The following is a 26,035-nucleotide window of genomic DNA, read 5'->3' on the forward strand; positions in this document are numbered from 1 at the left end:
CCGCCGGAGCGAGGTCGTTGGGTCCGCTGGGGGACCCAACGGCATTCACTGGCTCCGGCGGTAGGGCACCTGCGAGGGAGCGTCCCGTCAACACAAACCCGTCAACAAAAAGAGGTCCGTGCCGGCCGCGGCGCATCCGACACAGGCCCCGGGTGACGGCAGCCGATACCCGTCCCCGTATTATTCTTGTGGAGCGCCGCCGTGGCGCACAGGGAAGATACGGGGACATCGTGGACAGTTCGCCCAACAGCATCATGGCGGAGCCCTTGGGCGGCCGCTATCAGCTGGGGGATGTGATTGGCCGGGGCGGCATGGCATCGGTCTACACTGCCAAGGACCTGAACCTGGGCCGGGACGTGGCGCTGAAGCTCTTCGCACCGCAGTCGGCCGATCCGGATGAACTCCGCCGCCAGGAAGCCGAGATCGAACTGCTGGCCACCCTGAACCATCCAAGCCTGGTGACGTTGTTCGATGCCGGCACGGACACCCGGACTCCCAATGAGCCCAGGCCCTTCCTGACCATGGAACTCGTGGACGGCCAGGATCTGCGGACCAGGATCCGGCATAGTCCCCTGCCCCTGGACGAGCTGGCCGTCGTCGGCGCCGGGATCGCCGATGCCCTCGCCTACGTCCACGGGCTGGGCATCGTTCATCGGGATATCAAGCCCGCCAACATCCTCCTGGTGCCCGTCCGGCCCGGCGAGCCGCTCCGTCCCAAACTCACCGACTTCGGCATCGCCCGGATCATCGACGGGACCCGGCTGACGGCTACGGGAACCATGGTGGGAACCGCCGCCTACCTGAGCCCGGAACAGGCCCGCGGCGCCGATCTCGGACCGGCGAGCGACATCTATTCCCTGGGCCTGGTCCTGCTCGAATGCCTCAAGGGCCAGGTCGAGTACCCGGGCAGCGCCGTCGAATCCGCCGTAGCCCGCCTGCACCGCGCCCCCGCCATTCCGGCCGAAGTCCCCGCCGAGTGGGCCCGGCTCATCCGGGCCATGACCGCGCTGGACCCCCTGGACCGTCCCTCGGCCGCCGAACTCGAGGCGGCATTGCGCTATGCCCTGGTTTCCCCCGGGTCCCTGCCCGGGCCCGTCAAAGAGGACCATACCCGGGTCCTCCCGTCGCCGCCGGCCAGGCCGGCACGGCCGCCGAGGCCCGGAGCCGGCCCCGGCACCGGTGCATTAGGGACAACTGGAACGCGCCCCCTGAATCTGCTGCACCCGGCAGCTGTGCCGCCCCGGCCACGACGCCGGCCCTCGCTTTCGCGAGGAACCGCGTGGTTCCGCCGTGCCGGGCTCCGTACCCGCCTGGCCCTGGTGCTCGCCGTCGTCGCTGTCCTGGCCGCGGGGGCTGTGATCGCGGTCGCGCTCTCCCCGGCGCCCGTCGACGTCGTCCCCTACCCCACTGTCACGGGGCCGCTCGGAGACCACCTGAAGGATCTGCAAAAGAGCGTGGAACCATGAGCCGGCAAACCACGTGGAGGGACCGCAGCGGTTCCAACTATCGGAGGCCCGCAAGGCGCCTCGCGGGAGTGCTGCTGGCCGGGGCGCTGGCCGGATCGATGGCGGGTTGCGGCTCCCCCGCACCCGACTTGGGCCGCGACGCGGCCACGCAACTGCAATCCCAGGTCCTGGCCGTCAGCGAGGCGGCGGCCGCCAATGACCCCGCGGGCTCCCTCAAGCTGCTCGACGAGCTTCTGACCCGACTGGATGCCGCTGCCGCCAACGGCGAGGTGTCCTTCAAACGCCACCAGAGCATCAAGTCATCGATCGACGCCGTCCGGGCTGATCTCGCCGCGCAGCAGGCGGCCGCCGAACGCGCAGCGGCGGACAAAGCGGCGGCTGATCAAGCCGCTGCCGAACAAGCCGCTGCGGCACAGGCGGCGGCAGCTGCCGCCCAGCCTGCACCGGCTCCGGCACCCGCCGGCAAAGCGAAGGAGAAGGGAAAGGGCAAGGGCTGACCCGAGGTCCGCCGGCCGCCACCTCGCGGGCGGGATCACGGCGTGCCCGCGCCGCCGTCGCTGCGGGTACCGACATGTGGTCCTGCGGGCCTCATCGGGCAGCAGAACGCCCCGCGTCCCTTTCGGGAGGCGGGGCGTTCTGCGTCACAACCGGCTGCGCGCTGCGGGAGCGCTGCCTGAGTGTTGGGGCTGGAGCCTACTTCGTCAGCATCGCGAGGACTTCGCTGAACTTCGCCGAGGGGCGCATGACGGCGGAGACCTTGGCCTCATCGGGGCGGTAGTAGCCTCCGATGTCCACCGGGGAGCCCTGCACGGCCAGAAGTTCGCCGGTGATGGTTTCCTCGTTGGAGTCCAGCGCGCCGGAAACGGCAGCGAAAGCGGCGGCGAGCTCGGCGTCGTCGTTCTGGCGGGCCAGTTCCTGCGCCCAGAACTTGGCCAGGTAGAAGTGGCTGCCGCGGTTGTCCAGCTCGCCGGCCTTGCGCTTCGGAGACTTGTCCTCCAGCAGGAACGTGCCGGTGGCGCGGTCCAGGGTGTCGGCCAGGACCTGGGCACGGGCGTTGCCGGTGCTGGTGGCAAGGTGCTCGAAGCTGACGGCCAGGGCGAGGAATTCGCCTAGGCTGTCCCAGCGCAGGTGGTTTTCCTTGAGCAGCTGCTGGACGTGCTTCGGGGCGGATCCGCCGGCGCCGGTCTCGAACAGGCCGCCGCCGTTGATCAGCGGAACCACCGAGAGCATCTTGGCGCTGGTGCCGAGTTCGAGGATGGGGAAGAGGTCCGTGAGGTAGTCACGGAGCACGTTGCCGGTCACCGAGATGGTGTCCTCGCCCTTGCGGAGGCGTTCCACCGTGAAGGCCGTGGCCTCGTCCGGGGACATGATGGAGATCTCCAGGCCCTCGGTGTCGTGGTCCTTGAGGTATTCCTCCACCTTGGCGATCATCTGGGCGTCGTGCGCGCGGCCCTTGTCCAGCCAGAAGACGGCGGGCGTGGCGGAGGCGCGGGCACGGGTGACGGCCAGCTTGACCCAGTCGCGGATCGGCACGTCCTTGGTCTGGCAGGCGCGCCAGATGTCGCCCGGGGCGACCTGGTGCTCGATCAGCACGGTTCCGGCGTCGTCGACGACCTGGACGGAGCCGGCGGACTGGATCTCGAACGTCTTGTCGTGGCTGCCGTATTCCTCGGCGGCCTGGGCCATGAGGCCGACGTTCGGAACGGTCCCCATGGTGGTGGGGTCGAAGGCGCCGTGGGCGCGGCAGTCGTCGATGACGACCTGGTAGATGCCGGCGTAGCTGCTGTCCGGGAGGACGGCGAGCGTGTCGGCTTCCTGGCCGTCGCGGCCCCACATGTGGCCGGAGCTGCGGATCATGGCCGGCATCGAGGCGTCGACGATCACGTCGGAGGGCACGTGCAGGTTGGTGATGCCCTTGTCGGAATCGACCATGGCCAGTTCGGGGCCCTCGTTGAGGCCCTTCTCGATGGCTGCCTGAACGTCGCCGCGGATCTCCTCGGGGAGGTCCTCGAGGCCGTTGAGGATGGAAGCCAGGCCGTTGTTGGGGCTCAGGCCGGCCGCGGCGAGCTGTTCGCCGTAGGTGGCGAAGAGATCGGCGAAGTAGGCCTTGACGACGTGGCCGAAGATGATGGGGTCCGAAACCTTCATCATGGTGGCCTTCAGGTGGGCGGAGAAGAGGACGCCTTCCTTCTTGGCCCGGGCAACCTGGTCAATGAGGAACGCATCCAGGGCGGCGGCGCGCATCACGGTGCCGTCGATGACCTCGCCGGCCAGGACCGGGAAGGCGCGCTTGAGGACCTTGACCGTGCCGTCTTCCTTGACGAGCTGGATCTTGATGTTGGTGTCCGCATCGATCACCACGGACTTCTCATTCGAGCGGAAGTCGTCGGCTGCCATGGTGGCCACGTTGGTCTTGGACTCCGGAGACCACGCGCCCATGCTGTGCGGGTTCTGGCGGGCGTAGTTCTTGACCGAGAGCGGGGCGCGGCGGTCGGAGTTGCCTTCGCGCAGGACCGGGTTCACGGCGGAGCCCTTGATCTTGTCGTAGCGGGACCGGATGTCCGTTTCCTCATCCGAGGCGGGGTTGTCCGGGTAGTCCGGCAGCGCGTAGCCGTGGCCCTGGAGTTCGGCGATGGCCGCCTTCAGCTGCGGTACGGAGGCGCTGATGTTGGGCAGCTTGATGATGTTGGCTTCCGGCGTCTTGGCAAGCGCGCCAAGTTCGGCCAGGGCATCGCTGACGCGCTGCTCTTCGGTGAGGTAGTCGCCGAATGCGGAGATGATGCGGCCGGCCAGCGAGATGTCGCGGGTCTCCACTTCCACACCGGCCGTCGAGGCGAACGCCTCAATGATCGGCAAGAACGAATAGGTGGCCAGCATCGGCGCTTCGTCGGTGTGGGTATAGATAATCTTTGCCATTGCTCGGGCGTCTCCCTGAAGGTCTGGGTATTTCCGGAATCTTGTGTTATCTCAACACCCCTAACTTACCCGAGGTGCCCCCTTTGACGCCTACCGGCGTCGTGCGCGGACGGGTGCATGACACCCAAAAACGGCGTAACAAGAATTGACAAGTCGCTTTACAGATTAGTCAAACTGCCGTAGTTTCGTTCCCATCCAGCCGCCGCCACAGGCGGCCGCCCCGCTTTCCACCGGTTAGGACACCCATGAGAACACCCAAGACTCTGGCCACCAGCCTGCTGACTCTTTCAGCCGCCGCACTGCTGGCCCTGAGTGCCGCGGGGGCGGCCACCGCTTCCCCCGCACCGGCCAAGGCACCGGTTTCCGCCTCCGACGTCACAAGCCACGCCGTCACCGAAACCGGGACGGCCGAATACTGGACCGTGGAACGCATGCGCAACGCCGTCCCCGGTGACGTCCTCGCGGACAAGGCCATGAAGCGCGGCAAGTCCTCGAAGTCCGTGGCGGCACCGCTGGAGGGTGCCGCCCCGAGCACTGTCGAGGCTGCGGCTCCGGCGCCGCAATCCCCGGTCCTGAAGTCGCAGACGCTGCAGACCAAAGCCAACGCAAGCGAGAACCCCGTCCCGCACATCGGCAAGGTCTTCTTCACCCTCGGCGGGACCAACTATGTCTGCTCCGGCAACTCGGTCTCCTCCGGCAACAAGAGCACCGTCAGCACGGCCGGGCACTGCGTCAACGAGGGTCCGGGCGCCTTCGCAACCAAGTTCACATTCGTCCCGGCCTACCTCAACGGAACAGCCCCCTACGGCAAGTGGACGGCCAAGGCCCTCTACGCTCCCACCCAGTGGAGCTCCGCCGGCGACATGACGTACGACACCGGCTTCGCCGTGATGTCCACGCTCAACGGCCGGTACCTGACCGATGTGGTCGGCGGCTCCGGGCTGCAGTTCAACGCCGCCCGCGGCCTGAGCTACAAGTCCTTCGGCTACCCCGCCGCGGCGCCCTTCAACGGCGAATCCCTCAAAAGCTGCTCCGGCACCGCCACCAACGACCCCTACAACCCGCAGTTCAACACCCAGGGAATCCCCTGCAACATGACCGGCGGCTCCTCGGGCGGTCCATGGTTCATCGGCACCAGCGCCTCCGGTTACCAGAACTCCATCAACAGCTACGGTTACGGCAGCAACTCCACCACCATGTACGGCCCGTACTGGGGCAGCGTCATCCAGCAGGCCTACACGACGGCGGCCGCTTCCTAGACTGATCAGCCCCGGTATCACCTATCCCTGCAGTTTCGCCTACCCCGGCGCGGGGTCACTTGCAGCCGGTCTCCAGCAGTGGGGACGGCCCGCGGTGGCCCCGGGTTGGCGTTGAACAGTTGAACATACGACGGCGGTCCTCCGCGGGACATGCCCTCCCCACGTGCTAAGGCCTGGACATATCCCCCATATGTCCAGGCCTTGGCCTGAAAAATGAGCATGTCCCCCGCAGGAATGAGCATGCTCCGCGGGCTCGCCCACCAGCCCACCCCTCACCACGAAGAATGAGCATGTCCCGCTGGCTCGCCCAACAGCCCACTCCTGCCCGCGAAGAATGAGCACGTCCCATAGCCCTGCCCACTGACCAATCCCGTGGCACAACAGACGAGCATGTCCTGCGAAAGGAATGAGCATGTCCCTTGGCGTGGCCCATGACCTGTATCGGCGTCAGAGTTCACCGGACATGCCCTCCCAACACTCCAGCGCCTGGACATATCCCTTATATGTTCAGCCCTTGGCCTGAAAAATAAGCATGTCCCCCGCAAGAATGAGCATGCTCCGCGGGCTTGCCCACCAGCCCACTCCTCGCCACAAGAAATGAGCATGTCCCACAGCCCTGCTCGCCGACGGACCCGGTGGGCACAAAAAATGAGCATGTCCCATGGGCTCGCCCGTCAGCCCACGCCTGCCCGCGAAAGATGAGCATGTCCCACGGCCCTGCCCGCCGACGGACCCGGTGGCGCAAAAAATGGGCATGTCCTCCGGATGAGGGAGGGCATGCCCACTCTTTGTGCGGCTTCTACTGCGTGCAGCGGGAACCGCGGATGTGTGCAGCTGGAACCGCGGACTCCTAGTGGAAGAAGTGGCGGGCTCCCGTGAAGTACATCGTGATGCCGGCGGCGTTGGCCGCGGCGATGACTTCCTCATCCCGGACGGAGCCGCCCGGCTGGACCACGCCCCGAACGCCGGCGTCGATCAGGATCTGCAGGCCGTCCGCGAACGGGAAGAACGCGTCCGATGCCGCCACAGCACCGCGGGCACGCTCGGGGGCCTCGCTGGCGTCGGTGCCGGCCGCACCGCCGGCGGCGTCGACGTCGGACTCCACGGTGACGCCGAGCGTGTTGGCGCGCTCCACGGCGAGCTTGCAGGAATCAAGCCGGTTGACCTGGCCCATGCCGATGCCGACGGCGGCACCGTTGTCCGCGAGCAGGATGGCGTTGGACTTGGCGGCGCGGCACGCGGTCCAAGCGAACGCGAGATCGGCCAGGGTGGCGGCGTCGGCGGCGTCGCCCGCCGCAAGGGTCCAGTTGGCGGGGTTGTCACCCTCGGCATCGACCTTGTCCGTGGCCTGCACCAGCATGCCGCCGGAGACCTGGCGGAACTCGGTCGGGTAGCGGCCGTAGCCCTCGGGCAGGGCCAGGAGACGGATGTTCTTCTTCTTGGACAGGATCTCCACGGCCTCCTCGTCGAAGCCCGGCGCGATGACGACCTCCGTGAAGATTCCCGCCACAGTGCGGGCCATGCCGGCGGTGACAGTGCGGTTGGCGGCGATGACGCCGCCAAACGCGGACACGGGATCGCAGGCGTGGGCCTTGGCGTGGGCGTCGGCGATCGGGTCCGCCGCGGAGGCGGAGCCCACGGCCACGCCGCAGGGGTTGGCGTGCTTGATGATGGCGACGGCGGGCTCGGCGAAGTCGAACGCGGCGCGCAGGGCGGCATCGGCGTCGACAAAGTTGTTGTAGCTCATGGCCTTGCCGTGCAGCTGGTCGGCCTGCGCAATGCCGGCCGGGGCGGCCTTGTCCACGTACAGCGCGGCCTGCTGGTGCGGGTTTTCGCCGTAGCGGAGCACCTCGGAGCGTTCCAGGGCCAGGCCGGCGTAGGCGGGCCAGTTGATCACGCCGTCGCCGTCCTCGTCGAGGAACTGGCTGGCGGTCCAGGTCGCCACCGCGGTGTCGTAGCTCGCGGTGTGCGCGAACGCCTTGGCGGCGAGCCGGCGTCGGGTCTTCAGGTCGAAGCCGCCCGAGGCGGCCGCCTCCACGACGGCACCGTACGACGCCGGGTCCACCACGATCGCGACGGCGGCGTGGTTCTTCGCGGCCGAGCGGACCATCGCCGGGCCGCCGATGTCAATCTGCTCGACGACGTCGTCCGGCGCCGCGCCGGACTTCACGGTCTCCACGAAGGGGTAAAGGTTGACGACGACGAGGTCGAACGGCTCGATGTCCATGTCGGCCAGCGTCTGCATGTGGGCCGGGACGCGGCGGTCCGCGAGGATGCCGCCATGCACGCGAGGGTGCAGGGTCTTGACGCGGCCGTCCAGCATTTCCGGGGAGCCGGTGACTTCTTCGACTTCCTGCACGGGGATGCCCGCGGCGGCGATCTTCTTGGCCGTGGAGCCGGTGGAGACGATCTTGACGCCGGCGTCGTGCAGGCCCTGTGCGAGCTCCTCCAGACCGGTCTTGTCGTAGACCGAAATCAGTGCCCGGCGGATGGGCACTCGGTCGATGGATACACGGTCAAGCTGCGTGAAGCTCACAAAAAGTCTCCGTCTTATATCGCGGCGGGCCGCGGGTGGTGGGGATGCGGCCAGTTTATCGTGTCCCGGCACCGGGCCGTCCCGCGCGCCGGAGTGTGAAGCACGCACCGGCCCCGCCCGGGCCACGTAGAGTTTTCCCACAGGAGGCCAAGATGAACACGTACACCACTGTGCCCAGCGGCGAACAGGTGGTCCAGGAACTGCCGTGGCGGTGGAAGGTCCAAGGCCGGATCTTCCTGATCGGCGGCCTGGGCTTCATGTTCGATGCCTGGGACGTCACCCTCAACGGCATCCTCATTCCGCTGGTGTCCAAACACTGGTCCCTGAGCCCCGGCGATGCCGCCTGGATCGGCACGGCGAACCTGATCGGCATGGCCCTGGGTGCCTTCGTCTGGGGCACCATCGCGGACACGATCGGGCGCAAGAGGGCCTTCACCGCCACGTTGCTGATCTTCTCCATCTTCACCGTGCTCGGCGCCGTCTCCCCCGACTTCATGTGGTTCGTCGTGTTCCGCTTCATGGCCGGCTTCGGCCTGGGCGGCTGCATCCCGGTGGACTATGCGCTGGTGGGCGAGTTCACACCCCGCAAACAGCGCGGCCGGGTGCTGACCGCAATGGACGGCTGGTGGCCGATCGGCGCCGCCCTGTGCGGTTTTGTCTCCGCCGGACTGGTCGCGGCCTTCGCGGACTGGCGCCTGACCATGCTGGTCATGGTGCTCCCGGCGCTGCTGGTGTTCTGGGTCCGCCGCAGCGTGCCGGAGTCCCCGCTCTTTTTGATCCGCAAGGGCCGCCGCGACGAGGCCGCCAAGGTGATCGACAGCCTGGTAGAGGCCACCGGCGCCGAGCCCCGCGTCTACAGCCTGCCCGCACCGCAGGACGCACCCCGGCTCTCCGCCGGCAGCGCGTGGACGCAATTGCGCGCGCTCTGGCAGTTCAGCTGGAAGATCACGACGGCGGCGTGGGCCCTCTTCTTCAGCATCCTGCTGGTGTATTACCTGTCCCTGACATGGATGCCGCGGATCCTGATCGGTGCCGGCTTCGAGGAGTACACGGCCTTCCTGACCACGGCGTCCATGGCCGCCGTCGGTCTCCTCGGCGTGGTGGTGGCCGCCCTGCTCGTCGAACGCGTGGGCCGCAAGTGGATCCTGGCCATCACCGGCCCGCTCGCCGCCCTGACGCTCGTGATTGTGGCGATCGTGGTGGACATCCCGACGGCGGCCGTGTTCTGGCTCCTGGTCTTCGGCTTCGTGGTGCAGGTGGCCATCCCCGTGCTGTACGCCTACGTGTCCGAGCTCTACCCCACCGAGCTGCGCGGTTCCGGCTTCGGCTGGGCCTCGACGTTCTCCCGGCTTGGCGCCGGGTTCGGGCCGCTGATCTTCGCGGCCCTCCTGTGGCCGCAGCTGGGGCTCGCGACGTCGTTCGCCCTGGCCGGCGGCCTCGTGCTCCTGTCCGTGCTGTGGATGGCGTTCTTCGCCCCCGAAACCAAGCAGCGCCGGCTCGACTAGTCCCCCACCCCGGGCAGCAGCCCCCGCCCGCCCTCACCCCAACTAACTAGCAGCTGGGGCCGTTCTGAACCCTCAAAACGGCCCCTGCTGCTAGTTACTTGGGCTGCCAGCCGCGGGACGCGAGCGCGGCGCTGACCTTCGCGACGGCGGACCGCGCGTCGTTCTCCATGTGCCGCTTCGAGATCCGGATCAGGATCCAGCCGGCGCCACTGAAGTCCTCTTCCCGGGCAATGTCACGAATGACCTGCGCCGCCTCGGAATGCCCGGCGCCCTCGTACTCCACGGCAACCCGGTGCTCCGGGTAGGCAAGATCCGGTTGACGCACGACGCCGGAGCGCAGGACCGTGTCCACATTCAGTTCCGGTTCCGGCAGTCCTGCGCGGCACAGCGCGAGCCGGAGTCTCGTCTCGGGAGCCGAGTCCGCACCGATCCGGGCCTGCTCCAGGGCGAGCCGCGCCTTGCGGATGCCGGGCGTCCCCTTGTGCCGGTCCAGCATCTCGGCCAGCTGCGCCGGCGTGGCATAAGGCTCCGTCCGGCTTTCAAATGCAGGCCGAGGACGGCGCAGCAAGTGGTCCGCCACCACGGTCAGCTCATCGAGGCTCATCTTCCGGGAGCAGTCCAACCACGTCCTGGTCCGCGTGGTGACCAGCACGCCGTCGACCCTGGTGATTTCATCTGCGAAGAATTGCCCGACATGCCCGATCACGCCCCTGCGCCGCGGTATGGCCATGGTGTCCGGACGGGAAATGTGGATTCCGGGAGCGTGAGAGCCCGGGAGGAATCCCGGAAAGGCCCAGATCAGGAAGGCCGTCGCGTGGGAGGCTGCGGAGAATTGCGTGACCAGGGTGAGGGGCCGGGCGTGAAGCGTCACTTCGGCGCTGTGCCCCGTTGGCAATCGGATCCCGCGGCTCGGAACGTCCAGGGAGGAGTGCCTAAGACGACGTCGGCTGATGCCGGCGTCGGCGGCCTCCTTGACGGTAAACGGCGCTGATCCGAGTGGCACCGGGAGCGGTCGGGGCGTCCTCATCGGTACATCGTCGCAAATCGGAGGTCTGCCCCGGGGAGTTATCCACAGCTCAGGGCCCACGCACCCAACTGACTCGCAGCAGGGGTCGTTTTGAGCGCTCAAAACGACCCCTGCTGCGAGTCAGTTGGGTGGGCAACCCCGTTGGATGGGCGGGGTACGCCGGAGCGCCGCTACTTGCGTCCGTTGTGGGCCGCTGCGAGGGTTGCCAGCGTGGAGACCAGGAGGCGGCGCTCCACCACCTTGATGCGTTCGTGCAGGGACTCTTCGGTCTCGCCGTCCTCGATCGCCACGGCCTCCTGCGCGATGATGGGGCCGGTGTCCACGCCGGCGTCGGCCCAGTGCACGGTGCAGCCGGTGACCTTCACGCCGTAGGCCAGGGCGTCGCGGACACCGTGGGCGCCCGGGAAGGACGGCAGCAGGGCCGGGTGCGTGTTGAGGTATTTGCCGCCGAACGCATCGATAAATCCGGCGCTGACAATCCGCATGAAGCCCGAGGACACCACGACGTCCGGGTCGTAGGCCGCGACGGTCTCAGTCAGGGCCGCGTTCCAGGCAGCCCGGTCCGGATAGGCCTTGAAGTCCACCACGAACGTCGGGATTCCGGCAGCCGCGGAGCGCTCCACGCCGAACGTTCCGGGCCGGTCGGCGCCGACGGCGGCGATCTCGACGTCGAGCGCGCCGGAGGTCACGGCGTCGATCACTGCCTGGAGGTTGGAGCCGGTGCCGGAAACGAGGACTACGATGCGCATGGTCCTAGCTTATGGGGCCGCTCGCGTAGGCTGGAAACCATGAATTCCCCCACGGACTCCGGCGGCGGCCAGCCCGGCCGGCATCCGCGCGGCGCGGCGGTCAAAGACCCCCAGCAGCTAACCCACACCCTGTTCCGGCTGTTCATCGTCGCGGTCCTGGGCGCCTTCTTCGTCTTCCAGCTCGACGTCAACTACCTGTGGCTGACGGCCCTGCTCACCACGGCCGGGATTTTGCTGGGCATCATATTGCTGATCCGGGCGGTGAAGTACAAGGCACCGCGGCTGGTCCTGTTCGGCGCGATTTCCGGGCTGGTGGCCTCGGCGGTGATGCTGCTGGTGATCCTGGCCTCGTCACTGTTCTTCAGCCAGATCCGCGACTACCAGCAGTGCGTCCGGCATGCCCTGACGGAGCAGTCAATGTCCGAGTGCAGGACGCAGCTCAACAACGCCATGCCCACGCAGTTCCGTTAGCGGCCGTTGACCGCTTCGAGATCGGCTTCCCGCAGCTTCTGCTGGCGTTCCAGCCAGGGGCCGGCCGCGTAGCCGATCACGACGCCGATCCCGACCTCCGCGGCCACGAACAGTGCCGTGCGGAGCGGGTCGGGGCCGATCTCCGTCAGCCTGCCGATTCCGGCGGATCCGCCGGCAAGCCAGGCGAGTCCCGCCGCGAGCAGCCCTGCGACCGAGCCGATCACCGCGCCCAGCACCAGGGTGGACGCCGCGGCGGTAAACCAGCGGGCCCGGACCTTGATGGACAGCCATTCGTCGAAGTGGTTCTCGCCTTCGCGCAGGAACCACCAGCCGGCCAGCGCCCCGGCGAGCGCAGGCACCACTAGGGCCACGAAGCCGAAGTCCAGCGACCCGGACGGCAGCGCCGCGAACACGGGGATGGACGGCAGCGGCCCGACGGCGGTTCCGAGCGGCCCGGCCGCCGAGCCCACCCCCAGGGCGAACCCCGCGCCGGAGATCCAGGCCAGGGCAAACACAACGAGGTTGGGCAGGAAGCCCAGCAGCACGATGGTCAGGACAGCGCCGCCGATGGCACCGGCGTCGAGTCCCTCATACACGGCCACCACAAGGTTCCAGTGGATGAAGAGGTCGACGGCGAGCAGCGCCGCCGCCATCGACAGGCTCGCCATCAGCGCTACCCATCCGGCCTTGATGGCGGAACCCAGGTAGGACCCGGCCCAGCGGGAGTGCTGGCTGGTGCGGGACAGCCACGCCACGGCGTCGACGCCGATCAGACGGCTCCAGGAGCCTGCCTCGCGGCGCGCGCCCACCACCATGCCCAGTCCGAACGGGATGAGCGGGATCAGCGCGGCAGACCACAGGCTGATGCCGACGTCGGACGTGCGGCAGACGAAACCCGTGGCGACTCCGAATCCCGCGTACATCAGCCAGGATCCGAGCAGGGCCTGCCAGAGCTGGTCCGTATAGGAGGCGCGGGCGAGCCTAAGCCCGGCACGCCAGGCGAGCAGGAACGGAATGAGGGTCAGCCCCAGCGGAATCAGTGAGAGCGTGCCGGAATCCGGGTGAGCCGCGGACCCGGCGCCGGCGGTGGCCAGCAGCAGCGGCACGCCGTGGATCAGCAGCCAGGCCTGGCCGGCGAGGCGGGCCAGGAGGTCGAACCCGCTGTTCTGGAATCCGGCCGTGGCCCAGACCGTGACGATCGGCGCCGCCACCACCAGGGCGGAGATAACGGCGGCCTGGGCGGACTCGAGGGCACCCTGCAGCCACAAGGGCATGGGAAGGCCACGTTGTCCGGTCTGATCAGCGCGCAGTTTCATCGAGTTCCATGGTGCCACGAGCCCGGCATCCGGCCGGTTACCGACAGGCACAACGCGCGGATCCGCGGAATTCGCCTCCCCCGGCTGCCGGCGCTTTTTCCACACCCGGGCCGTAAAATTGTAACTGTCCGCAATCAGTGGTTGGAGGCAGCAAATGACTACCGCAACTCCTCATGCCCATGGCGTTCATTTTGGTCGGACAGATGTACAGAACGTAGGCATGGGTGTAGGTATCGTCCTTATCGTCGTGGGCATCCTGGGGTTCATCCCGGGCATCACGACGAACTACAGCGAACTCAGGTTCTTCGGGCCAGACTCCAAGGCCCTGTTCCTGAACCTGTTCCAGGTGTCGATGTTGCTGAACATCGTTCAGCTCGCGATCGGCGCCACCGGCTTGACGATGTCCCGGACCGCCATGGGCGCCCGGAATTTCCTCATGGGCTCCGGCCTGCTCTACATCGTCCTGAGCATCTACGGGTTTATAGTCGGCGTGGATTCGGCGGCCAACTTCCTGTCGCTGAACACCATGGACAATTGGGCCTTTATGGTGATGGGCATCGTAATGGCTGGCGCAGGCTGGCTTATGACAAGGCATCTTGAAGAAGACGTGAAGACCCGGTCATCAACCCCCGGGACCTAAGGGAGCCGCGAATGAGTAACGTTTCATAGCATTCGAAAAAATTCGTACTACCTGCTGGTGCAGTGGTTTAGCGGAAACGCGGCGGCTGCACCAGCTTCCTTTTGCCCGCACCCAACTGACTCGCAGCTGGGGCCGTTATGAGGGCTCAAAACGGCCCCAGCTGCGAGTCAGTTGGGTGGGTGGGCTAGCTGACGCTTTCCTCCATACGGGGCGGGCGGGTGTCCCATTCCGTTTCCGCGGCCCGCATCCAGGGATAGGGCAGCAGATCCTTGATGCGGATCTTTCCCACGTCGCCCTCGGCATCGATCAGGACGGAAGTTTCGGATCCGTAGGTGCGCAGCAGTTCCCGGCACAGCCCGCAGGGGTTCGTGACCTGGGGCTCTCCATCTCCGTCCATGCTGACGGCAACCACGGAGTGGATGGATGGCTCCTGCGCCATGCGGGCATTGGCGAGGGCACTGGATTCGGCGCACACGTTGAGACGTTTCGAGCCGATGTGCAGTCCGAGGTAGATAGCCCCGGACTCACCGCGCATGGCGGCAGCCACTCGGTGGTTCTCGGTGTGATGGGCAGTGAACAACAGCCGGCGCGCTGCCTCGTAGAGCTCCACGTCTGAGACGCTGAGGTCGAAGGAGACGACGTCTTCCTCACCGCTGCGGCGGACCGGGCGACTGGGGTCCATGAGCGCGTTTCTACCTTCCTGTGGTCTTACTTTCCAGCGTCTTACTTTCCAGGGTCCTACTTTCCTGGGGTCCTACCGTCCGATGAAGATGCCGTTCTTCCGACGGGCGAGCAGATAGAAGACGATGCTGAGCGCCGACAGTACGGCGACGTACACGGGGAAGATCCAGGACGCGTTCAGGGACTGGAGCCAGACCAGCAGATAGGAGGCGGTGCCGCCGAAGAGGGCGACGCCCAGTCCGTAGCCAAGGGCAGTTCCGGCACCGCGGCACGTCTTCGGCATGAGGGAGCTGGTGACCACGTTGTACAGGGTCATGTTCAGGACCAGCACGATGGAGCCGCCGAGGAGGACGGCCGCGAAGCCGCCGATGCCGGGCCGGACGTACATCAGCATCAGGAAGACGGACGGGATGGACAGCGCACGGGTGATCAGGAACCACTTGGAAATCGACTTGCCGTCGACGAGCCGGCCAATGACGAGGCTTCCGACGACCAAGACGGCCCCCAGGATGGTGGTGAGTGCGAAGACGGCGGTCGCGTCCTCCTTGAAGCTGCTGCGGGCCGCCGTCGGGAGACCGGTGTTCCAGGCGTAGTTGTACGCCTGCGCGGCGCCGACGACGAACGTAATGGCCAGCACGCTGAGCCAGTGCTTGCGCACCCCGCCCCAGACAGCCTTCGCGGAGTTGTCCGCCAGTTCCTCGGGCTTCATGGTTTCGGGAAGGGTGCGGCGCAGGTAGACCACCACGAAGCCGAAGACAGCGCCCACGAAGAACGGGACGCGCCACCCCCAGTCGGACATGACGGCTCCGCTGAGCAGCAGGCTCGCCAGGTAGCAGACAAGCGAGGCGAGCAGGATGCCGGAGTTGACGAAGAAGGAGATGACGCCGGCGACGAAGCCCTCGCGCCCTTCGGGGACGAGTTCGACGGCGTGGGCCGTGGACAGCGGGGCTTCAATGCCGGTGGAGATGCCCTGGATGATGCGGCAGACCAGCAGGATCAAGCCGGCGGCGCCGCCAATCTCGTCGTAGGTCGGAGACACGGCAATGATCAGGGTGGTGACTGCCATCATCATGATGGACCAGAGCATGACCCGCCGTCGTCCGATCCTGTCAGCCAGAGTACCGAGCAGGATGCCGCCGAGCGGCCGGAAGGCGAAGCCGACGGCGAAGACTGCCAGGGCACTCAGCGTTGCGGCAACGGGATCATGCGACGGGAAGAACTTTGGCCCGATGAATGCCGACAGAAGGCCAAAGACCATCCAGTCGTACCACTCCAGGGTGTTCCCTAGTCCGAGGCCCAGCAGCCCTCGGCGGATTTCCGGAGAGAGGCGGGACTTCCGCCCGCTCCCCGCGTCAATCTTGTCGACGGTATCAGTCATGATACTTTTCCTTCCCCCGCACCTTCGGGGCGCGGGAGGGTACGGATCACCGGCGGGCACCCCTGACGGGGTCGCGGTAATCGAAACTATCGGTTGGCTTGGTCCGCAGGGCGGGACCGGGTCACCCCATGGGAGGTGAGTTAGCCCAGATAGCTACGCGTGCCTCTTCGTAGCGCTTGAATGCAAACGGGCCATCCGGCCCGGCAGCAGGGAACGTGTCCCTGCCGGCGGGCCAACATCACGTGCTGCGGATGGCTTGGCAGATATACCTGCCTTATTGCTAAGGGACACGAACCGGAACGCGGGTTGGTTGCACCTTCCGCCAGAAGGTTTTCGCACCCAGTTCCTGTTCGTAGCGTCAATCCCAAAGTGTTGCGGCTCACACAACTATATTGAAGATCTTCACGGAGTCAATGGTTTCGGAGAAGTCCGGCGTCGTCACCGCGGATGCGGGCGGGAATACGCCGGGCTGGGCGAGAGGTCGGGCGGGATACCTCCCCAGGTCGGGCGGGAGGTCGACCCAGTCGGGGCCCGGGGCGGCCCGGACCCGAGGCGGACGCCGCAAGAATTTTCACAAAACCATTGATTCGCTAAAGTTTTTCACTATAGTTGTGTGTGTCAGCTCACCAAGAGAAAGTCGGACCATGACCAATGAGAGCGTCACGGGATCATCCCCCGCCGGCACGAGCGTCCTGCTTGCCACTGTAGGCAACAAGGTCCGCAACATGCGCAAAGACAAAGGGATGACCCTTGCGAAGCTCTCGGAAATCACTGGCCTCAGCCCGGCGATCGTTAGCCAGATCGAACGCGGCCTGGCCAATCCGTCTTTCACCACCCTGGCGCAGCTGGCCCACGGTCTGGACATCCCTGTAGGGAAGTTCTTCCTTGGACAGGAAGAGACCAGGTCCCCGGTGGTCCGCAAGGGCGAACGGCGAAATCTCAAAGGCGTTACCAAGAAGTCTGTGGGTGAGGCGGTCTATGAACTGCTCACCCCCGACCTCAACGGTGCGTTGGAGGCCCAGTGGATCGTGAGTCCGCCAGGCCACGACACCAGTGCCACTCCGTTCCGGCACAGCGGCGAGGAATTCGGCATCATCCTCTCCGGCCGGAAAGACATCTTCCTGGACGGTGAGTGCTACACCCTCGAAGAAGGCGATTCGATCACCTTCTCCTCGGATACGCCTCACTGGTACAAGAACAGCTACGAAGAGGTATGCGTAGCGATCTGGGTTAACGCACCTCACGCGTGGTGATCGGCCGGCCCTAGCCGCCGTCGCCGTTCTCCGGTCCGGACGCCTCTTCTATACCGCGGTGTCCGCCGGAACCTTTTCCACACCCCGCAACAAGGCCCGCAACGGGCCGCGCTGCGTCATACCCTCTGCCGGGTCGAATTCGCGGTCAGCGTCGCCGCGCCCTCCTCCTGAGCACCGTCTTCTACCTCACCGGCTGCCGTTCCCACGGCGCTTCTGCCGGAAAAGTAAGGATTCCCATGAACCCGTCTACAGCCATGTCGTCGCTGGAACTCAGCACCACCACGCACGACCTCACGGCCCCCGTCATCTCCCGCTCCGATGTCCTCGTGGTCGGCGGAGGACCCGCCGGTGTGGCCGCCGCCGTCACCGCGGCCCGCTCCGGCGCCTCCGTCACCCTGCTGGAGCGCTACTCCTCCCTTGGCGGGCTCGCCTCCGGCGGCATGGTCCTGGTGCTCGATGACATGATCAACGGCCAGGAAATCACCGTCACCGGCATCGTCTCCGAATACGTCGAACGGCTCCAGAAACTCGGACTGGCCATCGTGCCGCCGGCCGATGACCGCAAGACCTCCGAGGAACTGTGGAACAAATGGGGCCGTTACGGCACCTTCGACTTCCACTCCCACACCACCCCCAAGCCGGTCTGCTACGCCGCGGCGTTCGACCCTGACGGCTGGAAGCGCGTCTCCAACGACCTCGTCCGCGAAGCCGGCGTCAACCTCCGCCTGCACTCCTGGTTCTCCCGCCCCATCGTGGACAACGGCGTCATGAAGGGCGTCATCTGCGAGACCAAGTCCGGCCCGCAGGCCTTCATGGCGGACATCGTGATCGACACCACCGGCGACATCGACGTCGCCTCCCGGGCCGGCGCCAGCTACGTCAAGGACAGCTACCTCACCACGCTCGTCTTCCGCCTCGGCAACGTCGACACCGCCGCAGCAGAGGCCTTCGAACAGGCCAACCCCAAAGAGGCCCGCGCCATCAACCGCACCATCAAGCGGCTCCTCGGCGGCGCCTGGGAACTGTGGTGGCTCAAGACCCCCATCGACGGCGTCGTCTGGTGCAACGCACCCCACATGACCGGGTACGACGGCGTGGACCCGGCGGACATGACCGCCGCTGAGTTCGCCGCACGGGACCGGATCACCGAGGCCGTGGACTACGTCCGCGCCCACCTCCCCGGCTTCGAGAACTGCTACATGCTCGACGTCGCGTCCCAGATGGGCGTCCGGCAGACCCGTCTGCTCGAGGGCGAGTACGTCATGACCAAGGACGATGTCACCTCCCGTCGTCACTTCGCGGACACCGTGGCCCGCGGCCGCGACTACTACTACCCTTACCGCTCGCTGCTGCCCAAGGAAGTGGACCAGCTGCTCGTCGCCGGACGCCACTACTCCGCCACCCCCGAGGCGCAGAAGATGTCCCGCGAGATCCCGCCCTGCATGGCCATGGGCCAGGCCGTCGGCGTCGCCGCCGCCCTCGCCATCCAGAACGGCACCCTCGTCCGCGACGTCTCGGCCCTGGACATCCAACAGGGCATGCGCCGGCACGGCGCGGACCCGGGCGACGTCCCGTCGTCGAACGCCACCCTGGACGCGGACGCGGTGGTGGGGGCATGAGCACCGTCATCGAAGACCTGTTGTCGGGTACAACAGACGGCACGGCGGCGGCCCCCGCCGCCGAGCCCGGAACAACGGCAGAAAGCGCCGGCACCCCGCTGCCGCTGGACGGCGTCAAGATCGTGGACTTCACCCAGGTTTTCATGGGCCCGTCCTGCACCCAGCTCCTGGGCGACTACGGCGCGGACATCATCAAGGTGGAGCGCCCGGGCGCCGGGGACATCTCCCGCAACTCCTTCCCGGACAAGGACGGCCAGGACAACCCGATCTTCTTGTCCATCAACCGCAACAAGCGCAGCGTCTCCGTGGACACCCGCACCGACGAGGGCAAAGCCGTGCTCCGCCGGCTGCTGGCCGACGCCGACGTGGTGGTCAGCAACTTCCGCTCCGGCGTCATGGAGCGGATGGGCTTCGGCTACGAGGACCTCAAGGAGCAGAACCCGGGCATCATCTGGGCCTCCGGCACGGGCTTCGGCCCGGTCGGTCCGTACTCACACAAGGGCGGCCAGGACGCGATCGCGCAGGCGTACTCGGGCGTGATGTGGCGGCGCGAGTCGGAGGACATGAAGCCCTCGATCTACCCCACCACGCTGTGTGACTACATCACCGGCATGCACCTCATGCAGGGCATCCTGCTGGCACTGCGCACCCGGGAATCCGCCGGCGTCGGCCAGAAGGTGGAGGTGACCATGTACGACTCCATGCTGCACCTGCAGATGCAGGAGGCCTGCATGCAGCTCAACCGCGGCTACGAGGTCAACTGGGGCGCGATGCCGCTGAGCGGCGTCTTTGAAACCACCGACGGCGCCGTCTGCATGGTGGGCGGCTTCACCCCCGACCCGCTGGCCCGCATCTCGGAGGCGCTCGGCCTGGACGAGGACCTCACGCAACGGCCCGAGTTCGCGACCCTGGAGCAGCAGTTCAAGCACAAGCCGGCGCTGCAGGCGATGTTCCGCGAGCGCATCGCCACCAACACCACCGGATACTGGACCGGCAAGCTCGAGGACAAAGGACTGCTCAACGCCCCCGTGCACACCCTGGAACAGACCCTCGCCGACGCACAGACGCACGCCAACGGCATGATCGTCGAGGCCGAACACCCCGGCGTCGGCACCGTGAAAATGCTCAACGCGCCCATCCGGCTCTCCGCCACCCCGCCGACCATCCGCCGGGTGGCCCCGCGGCTCGGCGAGCACAACGTGGAGGTCCTGCTGGAAAACGGCTTCGACGCCGAAACCATCGAACGCCTGCAGCAGCTGGGGGTGCTCCGGTGACCGCCGCGACCGAAACCCTCATCGACGAGGTCACCCTGACCATCGAGAACCATGTCGCCACCGTGGTGATCGACCGCCAGCACGTGCTCAACGCCGTCGACGGCCGTGCCCAGGCCCGGCTCAACGAGATCTGGGACCAACTGGAAGCCGATCCCGACGTCCGCGCCGTCGTCATCACCGGCGCCGGGACCCGGGCGTTCTGCGTCGGCGCGGACATGTCCGCCTCCGCCGTGGACAAGACCGGCCTGCAATACTGGGCCGGCCTGGATCCGAACGGCTTCGGCGGCCTCAGCCTGCGCACCAGCCTGGACATCCCCGTGATTGCCCAGGTGAACGGCTACGCGCTCGGCGGCGGCATGGAGATCGTGCTGGGCGCGGACATCGTGATCGCCGCGGACACGGCACGCTTCGGGCTGACGGAACCGCGCGTCGGGCGGTTGGCGCTCGACGGCGGCATCCACCAGCTGGTGCGCCGCATCCCCTACACCCAGGCGATGGGCATGCTCCTGACCGGTCGGAAGGCCGAGGCCGCGGAAATGCAGGCCATGGGCCTGGTCAACGAGGTGGTCCCCGCGGACGAACTCGACGCCGCGGTGCAGCGCTGGGTGGACCAGATCCTCGCCTGCGCCCCCACCTCCGTGCGGGCCGTCAAGCAGATGGTCACCCGGACAGGGCACCTGACCGCCGCCGAAGCCCGCGGCCTCCGGCTGCCGGCCCTCATGGCAGCTCTGGACAGCGAGGACTCCGCCGAGGGCGTGTGTGCCTTCCAGGAAAAGCGCCCGCCGGTCTGGCCCGGACATTAGAGCTTCAGCCATGAGAACTGCAGCCACCAGCGATGCAGCAACTCGCAGGACAACGAACACATGACAACGAATTAAGGAGAATCCCATGCGGGAGTCACTGACACCCGGAGTCTGGGGCGTCGTCGCCACACCGTTCCAGGGCAGCAGCCTGGACGTGGACCTGGACAGCCTGGCCGGCCTCGTGGAACGCTACGAAGCCATCGGCGCCACCGGCCTGACCGTCCTGGGCGTCTTCGGCGAAGCCGCCGCGCTCACCACGGCCGAACGCGCCCAGGTCCTGGAAACCGCCGTCGAATGCACCGGCCTGCCGCTCGTGGTGGGGGTGACGGCGCTGGCCACCCGGCCGGCCATCGAGGAAATCCTCGCCGCCCAGGCCGTCGCCGGCGAGCGCCTGGCCGCCGTCATGGTCCAGGCCAACTCGGCGCGGGCGGACACGGTGATCCGGCATCTGGACGCCATCCACCGGGCCACCGGCGCCAAGGTGGTGCTGCAGGACTACCCGCTGGCCAGCGGCGTCAGTATCACCACGCAGTCGCTGATCACCGTGGTGCAGGCCTGCAGCTTCATCATCGCGGTCAAGGCCGAGGCCCCGCCCACGTCCGTGGCCATCGGGCAGCTGACGGCCGCCCTCACCGTGTCCGTGTTCGGCGGCCTCGGCGGACAGGGGCTGCTGGACGAGCTCCTGGCCGGCGCGGCCGGGGCCATGACCGGGTTCTCCTACCCCGAGGCGCTCATCGCCTGCGTGCGGGCGTGGCAGAACGAAGGGTATGAAGCGGCGCGGGAGTCGCTGCTTCCCTACCTGCCGCTGATCAACTTCGAGCAGCAGGCCAGGATCGCCCTGGCCGTCCGCAAGGAATGCCTGCACCGGCGCGGACTCATCTCCGACGCCGGCGTCCGGGCTCCGGCGTCGCCGTTCCCGGAAGTCCTCCGGCCGGCCCTGCTGGCCCACCTCGCCGAGGCCGCCGATGCCCTGGCCTCCGCTGCATCGTCGGCGCTGGCAACAGAAGCCCTCACCATGGCAAGGAGCCACTAATGGATCTCGGAATCAGCGGAAAGACCGCCTTCGTGGCCGCCTCCACCGGCGGCCTGGGCCTTGCCATCGCCCGGGCCCTGGCGGCCGAAGGCGTTCGGGTGGCCGTCACCGGCCGGCGCCAGGTCCGCGCCAAGGAAATCGTTGCCGAACTGACGGACGCCTACGGGCCCGGCGCCGTCGCCATCGAAGCGGACCTCAGCACGGCCGAAGGCGTGGCCGCCGCCGTCGAACAGACCGTCGCGGAACTCGGCCCCATCGACATCCTCGTGCTCAACGGTCCCGGCCCGAAGCCCGGAGCCGCGTCCACGCTCGGCGCCGACGACATCGCCGCCGCGTTCGAGCTGCTCGTCAAACCGCAGCACGCCCTGGTCTCGCACATCCTGCCGGGCATGCGGGACCGGCGCTGGGGACGGATCCTCGCCGTCGGCTCAAGCGGGGTCGTGGCGCCCCTGCCCAACCTGGCCGTGTCCAACACCGGCCGTGCGGCCCTGGCCGGGTACCTCAAGACCCTCGCCGCCGAGGTCGCGCTGGACGCCGTCACCGTCAACATGCTCCTGCCCGGACGCATCGCCACGGACCGGGTCGCGGAACTGGACCAGGCCGCCGCCAAGCGCCGCGGCACCACGGCCGAGGAAATCCAGCTCGAATCCCGCAAGACCATCCCCGCCCGCCGGTACGGCGAACCCGAGGAATTCGGCGCCGCCGCCGCGTTCCTCTGCAGCGCCCCGGCGTCGTACATCACCGGCGTCGCCCTGCGCTGCGACGGCGGCCTGATCCGCAGCCTCTAGCCGCACCTGACGTCCGCCCCCTCATCTTCCCCACGACCCGAAGGAACCCCATGACTTCCACGGCAACAGACCTCTCCACCTCCACCGAGACCGACCGCGGGCTCATCACCGCCCGGCACCTCATCAACGGCGAATGGCTCGGCGAGGCGGACACCGAACGCACGAACCCCGCCCGCCCCGGCGAGCCCGCGGCCTTCTCCCCCAGCGGCACCGCGGCCGACGTCGACGCCGCCATCACCGCTGCCGCCGCCGCCCAGCCGGCCTGGGCCGCCCTGCCCGCCCCGGCCCGCGGCGCCATCCTCATGGCCGCCGGCGACCTCCTGCTCGAACGCCAGGCCGCCATCGCCGCGGACCTCGTCCGCGAGGAAGGCAAGACCCTCGCCGAAGCCAAGGGCGAGGTCAAACGCGCCTCCGACGTGCTGCGCTTCTTCGGCTCGCTCGGCTGGGCCGCCACCGGCGAAGTCCTGCCCAGCGGCCTGCCGGACACCACCATCACCACCCGCCGCGAGCCCCTCGGCGTCGTCGGGCTCATCACGCCGTGGAACTTCCCCATCGCCATCCCGGCCTGGAAGTCCGCCCCGGGACTGATCAGCGGCAACGCCGTGGTCATCAAGCCCGCCGAACTCACCCCGCTCTCCGCCACGCACCTGGCCCGAGCCCTGCAGGACGCCGGGCTGCCGGCGGGCGTGTTCAACGTGGTCCATGGCAAGGGCCGCGTGGTGGGCGACGCCCTGGCCCGCGACCCCCGCATCGCCGGGATGTCCTTCACCGGTTCCACCGCGGTGGGCCTGGGCCTGCAGGAGATCCTGAACGCCCGCCGCGCCCGGGTCCAGCTGGAAATGGGCGGCAAGAACGGCGTGCTGGTCCTGGACGACTCCGACCCGCGCAAGGCAGCCAAGGTCGTTGCCGCCGGCGCGTTCGGGCTCACCGGCCAGGCCTGCACCGCGACCTCCCGCGTCTACGTCACCCCGGGCATCCGCTCCGCCTTCCTCACAGCCCTCGTCGAGGAAGCCGCCGACTACACCCCCGGCGACGGCCTGGACAGTGCCGGGATGGGCGCCGTCGTGAGCCGCCAGCAGTTCGAACAGAACCAGGCGGCGGTTCGCACGGCCGTCGAACGCGGCGCCACGCTGCTGCACGGCGAGTACGACGGCGGCACGGACGCTGGCTTCCTGTTCCCGGCCGCCGTCCTCACCGACCTCGCCTTCGACGACGCCGCCGTCACCGAGGAGATCTTCGGTCCCGTCGTGGCCGTCCTCGAGGTCCCCGACTATGAGGCCGGCCTCGCCGCGATCAACGATTCCCGCTACGGCCTCACCGCCGGCATCTGCACCGATTCCCTGGCGTTCGCCACCGACTTCGCTGCCCGCGCCCAAGCCGGCGTCATCAAGGTCAACCGACCGACGGCGGGCCTGGACCTCAATGTGCCGTTCGGCGGCGTCAAGGACTCCTCCACCAACACGTTCCGCGAACAGGGGAAGTCCGCCCTGGACTTCTTCACGTGGGGCAAAACCGTCTACACGGGTGTGTAGCCGGCAATGACCTATGTGATCGCGCAGCCCTGTGTGGATGTGAAGGACAAGGCGTGCATCGAGGAATGCCCGGTGGACTGCATCTACGAGGGCGAACGCTCGCTATATGTCCACCCGTCCGAATGCGTGGACTGCGGCGCCTGCGATCCTGTGTGCCCGGTGGAGGCCATCTACTACGCGGACGACGTCCCGGATGAGTGGGCCGACTACGTGCGGGCCAACGTCGAGTTCTTCGACGAGCTGGGATCACCGCAGGGCGCCTCGGCCCTCGGGAACCTGCACCGCGACCACCCCGTCGTGGCGGCCGCGCCCGTGACCGCCGGCGTTACTGGCTGACCGCTTCCCGGTGCACCGCTTGCCGACAACGGCCGCCAGCAGTCCTGCTTTTGGGACTGCTGGCGGCCGTTGACGTGTGCCCGTGACTTATGGCTCTAGTCGCCCGGGACACGGCTGAGGACCATCACAAGAGTCAGGACTGTGCTCGGCCAGGGGCATCCTCCTGCCCCGACTGAAAACTCGACCTGCACAAAGGACCCGCCATGTCGGTGGCCTGGATTCGCGCATCATCCTTCCGGCTCACGGCCGAAATCGTCGCCGTCGTGCTCACGGCCGCCCTGGGCGGGTGCAGTCCCGGGCCGCAACCGCCGGCGCAGCCGCCCTCATCGTCCGATCCCGTCTCCCGGACCATGCTCGAAGAGTTCAGCAAGAGAATGCTCGACGACGGCGCCCCCGCGGTGCTCATCCAGCTCCGCGTGGGGGCCGACGACTGGTCCGCGGCGTACGGCGTCCGCAACCTGGACAGCGGCTCCCGGACTGAAATCACGGACCCTGTCCACATCGGCGGCATCACCAAGTCCATGGTGGCGGTGTCCGTGCTCAAGCTGGCCGAGGAGGGCGTGCTCCAGCTGGACGCCCCGGTCAGCACGTACCTGCCGGAGTTCGACCAGGTCATGCACCCGCCGGGCCCCGTGACCGTCCGCCAACTGCTGCAGCATCGCTCCGGCATGCCGTCCGTGGACGGCCCGCTGTACGATCCGGCCACCGTGCAGCAGGCGCTGACCACGAGGGTGAGCCTGGCGGACCTGCTGGCCATGGCGGGCCGGATCACCTGGCAGGCAAAGCTGGCCCAGGGATTTGAGTACTCCAACTCGAACTACATTGCCCTGGCGCTGATCGTCGAACGCCTGCGGGGCCGGCCGATCGGCGAAGTGATCCGCACCGACATCATCGAGCCGCTGGGCCTGACCGGAACCCTGATGACGGCGGCCGGACTTCCGCCCTCGGATATGGTCCACGGCTACATCACGCTGGACCGCAAACGGCTCGACGTCACCTATCCCGCGGCACAGATAGACAACTCCGCCGGCGGCATGGTGTCCTCCATGGCGGACGTGAATGCGTTCTACCGCGCCCTGCTGCAGGACCGGCTGCTCAAGGCCGACACGATCACGCAGATGCAGAGCCCGCTATATGCCCGGTACGGCCTCGGCGTCGTGCGCTGGAACGACCTCTGCACCAACGACTTCTACTACGGCCATCCCGGCGACGTGCCCGGCTACGGCACCATCGCCATGACCAGCGCGGACGGCACCCGGCAGCTCGCCATGGCCGTGGCTTACCCGCCGCAACCGCTCCAGTCCGGGGCCACCCGTATCCTGCGCGAGATGGAAGCCATCGCCGAGGACACCCTCAACGCCACCTGCCCGGCCGCGCCGTCCGAGGGCGTCAAGGTTGCTGCCGGCAGTCCGGGGTGAGTTTGCGCGAGGTGTGGCGGGCACTGCGACGATTG

Annotated in this window: 22 protein-coding genes; 15 read left to right on the forward strand and 7 right to left on the reverse strand. The window is 67.7% G+C overall.

Features of this window, described 5'->3' with window-relative positions; genetic code table 11:
- Window positions 1-227: 227 nt before the first annotated feature.
- Complete coding sequence (locus tag BLR03_RS06415; protein ID WP_254788217.1) at window positions 228-1,466, forward strand: serine/threonine-protein kinase; 1,239 nt, start codon at window positions 228-230, stop codon at window positions 1,464-1,466.
- Window positions 1,463-1,963: a mucin-associated surface protein gene (locus BLR03_RS06420; RefSeq protein ID WP_091250927.1), complete on the forward strand. Its 501-nt coding sequence runs from the start codon at window positions 1,463-1,465 to the stop codon at window positions 1,961-1,963. The genes BLR03_RS06415 and BLR03_RS06420 overlap by 4 nt, the downstream gene beginning before the upstream one ends.
- Window positions 1,964-2,159: 196 nt before the next feature.
- On the opposite strand, the gene BLR03_RS06425 is transcribed toward BLR03_RS06420, so the two are convergent.
- On the reverse strand, window positions 2,160-4,382 hold the full coding sequence (locus tag BLR03_RS06425; RefSeq protein ID WP_091250928.1) for an NADP-dependent isocitrate dehydrogenase: 2,223 nt from the start codon (window positions 4,380-4,382) through the stop codon (window positions 2,160-2,162).
- Window positions 4,383-4,627: 245 nt separating this feature from the next.
- On the opposite strand from BLR03_RS06425, the gene BLR03_RS06430 reads away from it, so the two are divergent.
- On the forward strand, window positions 4,628-5,641 hold the full coding sequence (locus tag BLR03_RS06430; protein WP_091250930.1) for a trypsin-like serine peptidase: 1,014 nt from the start codon (window positions 4,628-4,630) through the stop codon (window positions 5,639-5,641).
- An 850-nt stretch (window positions 5,642-6,491) separates the two neighbouring features.
- Here BLR03_RS06430 and purH read toward each other — a convergent pair.
- Window positions 6,492-8,177 (reverse strand): bifunctional phosphoribosylaminoimidazolecarboxamide formyltransferase/IMP cyclohydrolase, encoded by a 1,686-nt coding sequence (gene purH / locus BLR03_RS06435; protein ID WP_091250932.1) that lies wholly within the window; start codon window positions 8,175-8,177, stop codon window positions 6,492-6,494.
- Window positions 8,178-8,329: 152 nt separating this feature from the next.
- Here purH and BLR03_RS06440 point away from each other — a divergent pair, with 152 nt between their 5' ends.
- Complete coding sequence (locus BLR03_RS06440) at window positions 8,330-9,682, forward strand: MFS transporter (RefSeq protein WP_091250934.1); 1,353 nt, start codon at window positions 8,330-8,332, stop codon at window positions 9,680-9,682.
- 94 nt (window positions 9,683-9,776) lie between these two features.
- Here BLR03_RS06440 and BLR03_RS06445 read toward each other — a convergent pair whose 3' ends face one another.
- The gene (locus tag BLR03_RS06445; protein WP_254788201.1) at window positions 9,777-10,553 is read right to left on the reverse strand and encodes an endonuclease domain-containing protein; all 777 of its coding nucleotides are present in this window, start codon (window positions 10,551-10,553) and stop codon (window positions 9,777-9,779) included.
- Window positions 10,554-10,879: 326 nt separating this feature from the next.
- Window positions 10,880-11,458 carry a phosphoribosylglycinamide formyltransferase gene (purN, locus tag BLR03_RS06450; RefSeq protein ID WP_091250938.1) on the reverse strand — a complete coding sequence of 193 codons (579 nt, stop codon included), beginning with the start codon at window positions 11,456-11,458 and terminating at the stop codon, window positions 10,880-10,882.
- Between the two features lie 39 nt (window positions 11,459-11,497).
- Here purN and BLR03_RS06455 point away from each other — a divergent pair, with 39 nt between their 5' ends.
- Window positions 11,498-11,929 carry a hypothetical protein gene (locus BLR03_RS06455; RefSeq protein ID WP_091250940.1) on the forward strand — a complete coding sequence of 144 codons (432 nt, stop codon included), beginning with the start codon at window positions 11,498-11,500 and terminating at the stop codon, window positions 11,927-11,929.
- Here the strand turns inward: BLR03_RS06455 and BLR03_RS06460 are convergent.
- Window positions 11,926-13,245: a cell division protein PerM gene (locus BLR03_RS06460; RefSeq protein WP_091250942.1), complete on the reverse strand. Its 1,320-nt coding sequence runs from the start codon at window positions 13,243-13,245 to the stop codon at window positions 11,926-11,928. The genes BLR03_RS06455 and BLR03_RS06460 overlap by 4 nt on opposite strands.
- 220 nt (window positions 13,246-13,465) lie before the next feature.
- On the opposite strand from BLR03_RS06460, the gene BLR03_RS06465 reads away from it, so the two are divergent.
- Window positions 13,466-13,885, forward strand: coding sequence for a DUF4383 domain-containing protein (locus tag BLR03_RS06465; protein ID WP_254788204.1), 420 nt, complete (start codon window positions 13,466-13,468; stop codon window positions 13,883-13,885).
- 184 nt (window positions 13,886-14,069) lie between these two features.
- On the opposite strand, the gene BLR03_RS06470 is transcribed toward BLR03_RS06465, so the two are convergent.
- Both BLR03_RS06470 and BLR03_RS06475 read right to left on the reverse strand, forming a co-directional pair.
- A complete protein-coding gene (locus BLR03_RS06470) occupies window positions 14,070-14,567 on the reverse strand; it encodes a cytidine/deoxycytidylate deaminase family protein (protein ID WP_091250945.1) in 498 nt (165 codons plus the stop codon).
- A gap of 72 nt (window positions 14,568-14,639) precedes the next feature.
- Window positions 14,640-15,944 (reverse strand): MFS transporter, encoded by a 1,305-nt coding sequence (locus BLR03_RS06475; protein WP_091250947.1) that lies wholly within the window; start codon window positions 15,942-15,944, stop codon window positions 14,640-14,642.
- A 644-nt stretch (window positions 15,945-16,588) separates the two neighbouring features.
- Here BLR03_RS06475 and BLR03_RS06480 point away from each other — a divergent pair.
- From BLR03_RS06480 to BLR03_RS06520, 9 genes are all read left to right on the forward strand, one after another.
- The gene (locus tag BLR03_RS06480; RefSeq protein WP_091250949.1) at window positions 16,589-17,197 is read left to right on the forward strand and encodes a helix-turn-helix domain-containing protein; all 609 of its coding nucleotides are present in this window, start codon (window positions 16,589-16,591) and stop codon (window positions 17,195-17,197) included.
- Between the two features lie 236 nt (window positions 17,198-17,433).
- A complete protein-coding gene (locus BLR03_RS06485; protein ID WP_217639746.1) occupies window positions 17,434-18,816 on the forward strand; it encodes an FAD-dependent oxidoreductase in 1,383 nt (460 codons plus the stop codon).
- A complete protein-coding gene (locus tag BLR03_RS06490; RefSeq protein ID WP_091250952.1) occupies window positions 18,813-20,090 on the forward strand; it encodes a CaiB/BaiF CoA transferase family protein in 1,278 nt (425 codons plus the stop codon). The genes BLR03_RS06485 and BLR03_RS06490 overlap by 4 nt, the downstream gene beginning before the upstream one ends.
- Complete coding sequence (locus tag BLR03_RS06495) at window positions 20,087-20,893, forward strand: enoyl-CoA hydratase-related protein (protein WP_091250954.1); 807 nt, start codon at window positions 20,087-20,089, stop codon at window positions 20,891-20,893. The genes BLR03_RS06490 and BLR03_RS06495 overlap by 4 nt, the downstream gene beginning before the upstream one ends.
- Window positions 20,894-20,978: 85 nt before the next feature.
- On the forward strand, window positions 20,979-21,926 hold the full coding sequence (locus BLR03_RS06500) for a dihydrodipicolinate synthase family protein (protein WP_091250955.1): 948 nt from the start codon (window positions 20,979-20,981) through the stop codon (window positions 21,924-21,926).
- The gene (locus tag BLR03_RS06505) at window positions 21,926-22,714 is read left to right on the forward strand and encodes an SDR family oxidoreductase (RefSeq protein ID WP_091250957.1); all 789 of its coding nucleotides are present in this window, start codon (window positions 21,926-21,928) and stop codon (window positions 22,712-22,714) included. Before BLR03_RS06500 ends, BLR03_RS06505 begins: the two co-directional genes overlap by 1 nt.
- A 50-nt stretch (window positions 22,715-22,764) precedes the next feature.
- On the forward strand, window positions 22,765-24,246 hold the full coding sequence (locus BLR03_RS06510; protein ID WP_091250959.1) for an aldehyde dehydrogenase family protein: 1,482 nt from the start codon (window positions 22,765-22,767) through the stop codon (window positions 24,244-24,246).
- A gap of 6 nt (window positions 24,247-24,252) precedes the next feature.
- Window positions 24,253-24,582, forward strand: a complete 330-nt coding sequence (fdxA, locus tag BLR03_RS06515) for a ferredoxin (protein ID WP_091250961.1) — start codon at window positions 24,253-24,255, stop codon at window positions 24,580-24,582.
- Between the two features lie 203 nt (window positions 24,583-24,785).
- Complete coding sequence (locus BLR03_RS06520) at window positions 24,786-26,000, forward strand: serine hydrolase domain-containing protein (protein ID WP_091250963.1); 1,215 nt, start codon at window positions 24,786-24,788, stop codon at window positions 25,998-26,000.
- Window positions 26,001-26,035 lie beyond the last annotated feature (35 nt).

The organism is Arthrobacter sp. ok909 (genome assembly GCF_900104405.1).
GTDB lineage: Bacteria > Actinomycetota > Actinomycetes > Actinomycetales > Micrococcaceae > Arthrobacter > Arthrobacter humicola.

What these genes read in the sequence shown, in the direction of transcription:
- BLR03_RS06505 (WP_091250957.1), top strand. Translation starts at nt 21,926, where the DNA reads ATGGATCTCGGAATCAGCGGAAAGACCGCCTTCGTGGCCGCCTCCACC.
- BLR03_RS06510 (WP_091250959.1), top strand. Translation starts at nt 22,765, where the DNA reads ATGACTTCCACGGCAACAGACCTCTCCACCTCCACCGAGACCGACCGC.
- fdxA (WP_091250961.1), top strand. Translation starts at nt 24,253, where the DNA reads ATGACCTATGTGATCGCGCAGCCCTGTGTGGATGTGAAGGACAAGGCG.
- BLR03_RS06485 (WP_217639746.1), top strand. Translation starts at nt 17,434, where the DNA reads ATGAACCCGTCTACAGCCATGTCGTCGCTGGAACTCAGCACCACCACG.
- BLR03_RS06425 (WP_091250928.1), bottom strand. Translation starts at nt 4,382, where the DNA reads ATGGCAAAGATTATCTATACCCACACCGACGAAGCGCCGATGCTGGCC.
- BLR03_RS06455 (WP_091250940.1), top strand. Translation starts at nt 11,498, where the DNA reads ATGAATTCCCCCACGGACTCCGGCGGCGGCCAGCCCGGCCGGCATCCG.
- BLR03_RS06470 (WP_091250945.1), bottom strand. Translation starts at nt 14,567, where the DNA reads ATGGACCCCAGTCGCCCGGTCCGCCGCAGCGGTGAGGAAGACGTCGTC.
- BLR03_RS06460 (WP_091250942.1), bottom strand. Translation starts at nt 13,245, where the DNA reads ATGAAACTGCGCGCTGATCAGACCGGACAACGTGGCCTTCCCATGCCC.
- purN (WP_091250938.1), bottom strand. Translation starts at nt 11,458, where the DNA reads ATGCGCATCGTAGTCCTCGTTTCCGGCACCGGCTCCAACCTCCAGGCA.
- BLR03_RS06440 (WP_091250934.1), top strand. Translation starts at nt 8,330, where the DNA reads ATGAACACGTACACCACTGTGCCCAGCGGCGAACAGGTGGTCCAGGAA.
- BLR03_RS06520 (WP_091250963.1), top strand. Translation starts at nt 24,786, where the DNA reads ATGTCGGTGGCCTGGATTCGCGCATCATCCTTCCGGCTCACGGCCGAA.
- BLR03_RS06490 (WP_091250952.1), top strand. Translation starts at nt 18,813, where the DNA reads ATGAGCACCGTCATCGAAGACCTGTTGTCGGGTACAACAGACGGCACG.
- BLR03_RS06465 (WP_254788204.1), top strand. Translation starts at nt 13,466, where the DNA reads ATGGGTGTAGGTATCGTCCTTATCGTCGTGGGCATCCTGGGGTTCATC.
- BLR03_RS06500 (WP_091250955.1), top strand. Translation starts at nt 20,979, where the DNA reads ATGCGGGAGTCACTGACACCCGGAGTCTGGGGCGTCGTCGCCACACCG.
- BLR03_RS06480 (WP_091250949.1), top strand. Translation starts at nt 16,589, where the DNA reads ATGACCAATGAGAGCGTCACGGGATCATCCCCCGCCGGCACGAGCGTC.
- BLR03_RS06420 (WP_091250927.1), top strand. Translation starts at nt 1,463, where the DNA reads ATGAGCCGGCAAACCACGTGGAGGGACCGCAGCGGTTCCAACTATCGG.
- BLR03_RS06475 (WP_091250947.1), bottom strand. Translation starts at nt 15,944, where the DNA reads ATGACTGATACCGTCGACAAGATTGACGCGGGGAGCGGGCGGAAGTCC.
- BLR03_RS06430 (WP_091250930.1), top strand. Translation starts at nt 4,628, where the DNA reads ATGAGAACACCCAAGACTCTGGCCACCAGCCTGCTGACTCTTTCAGCC.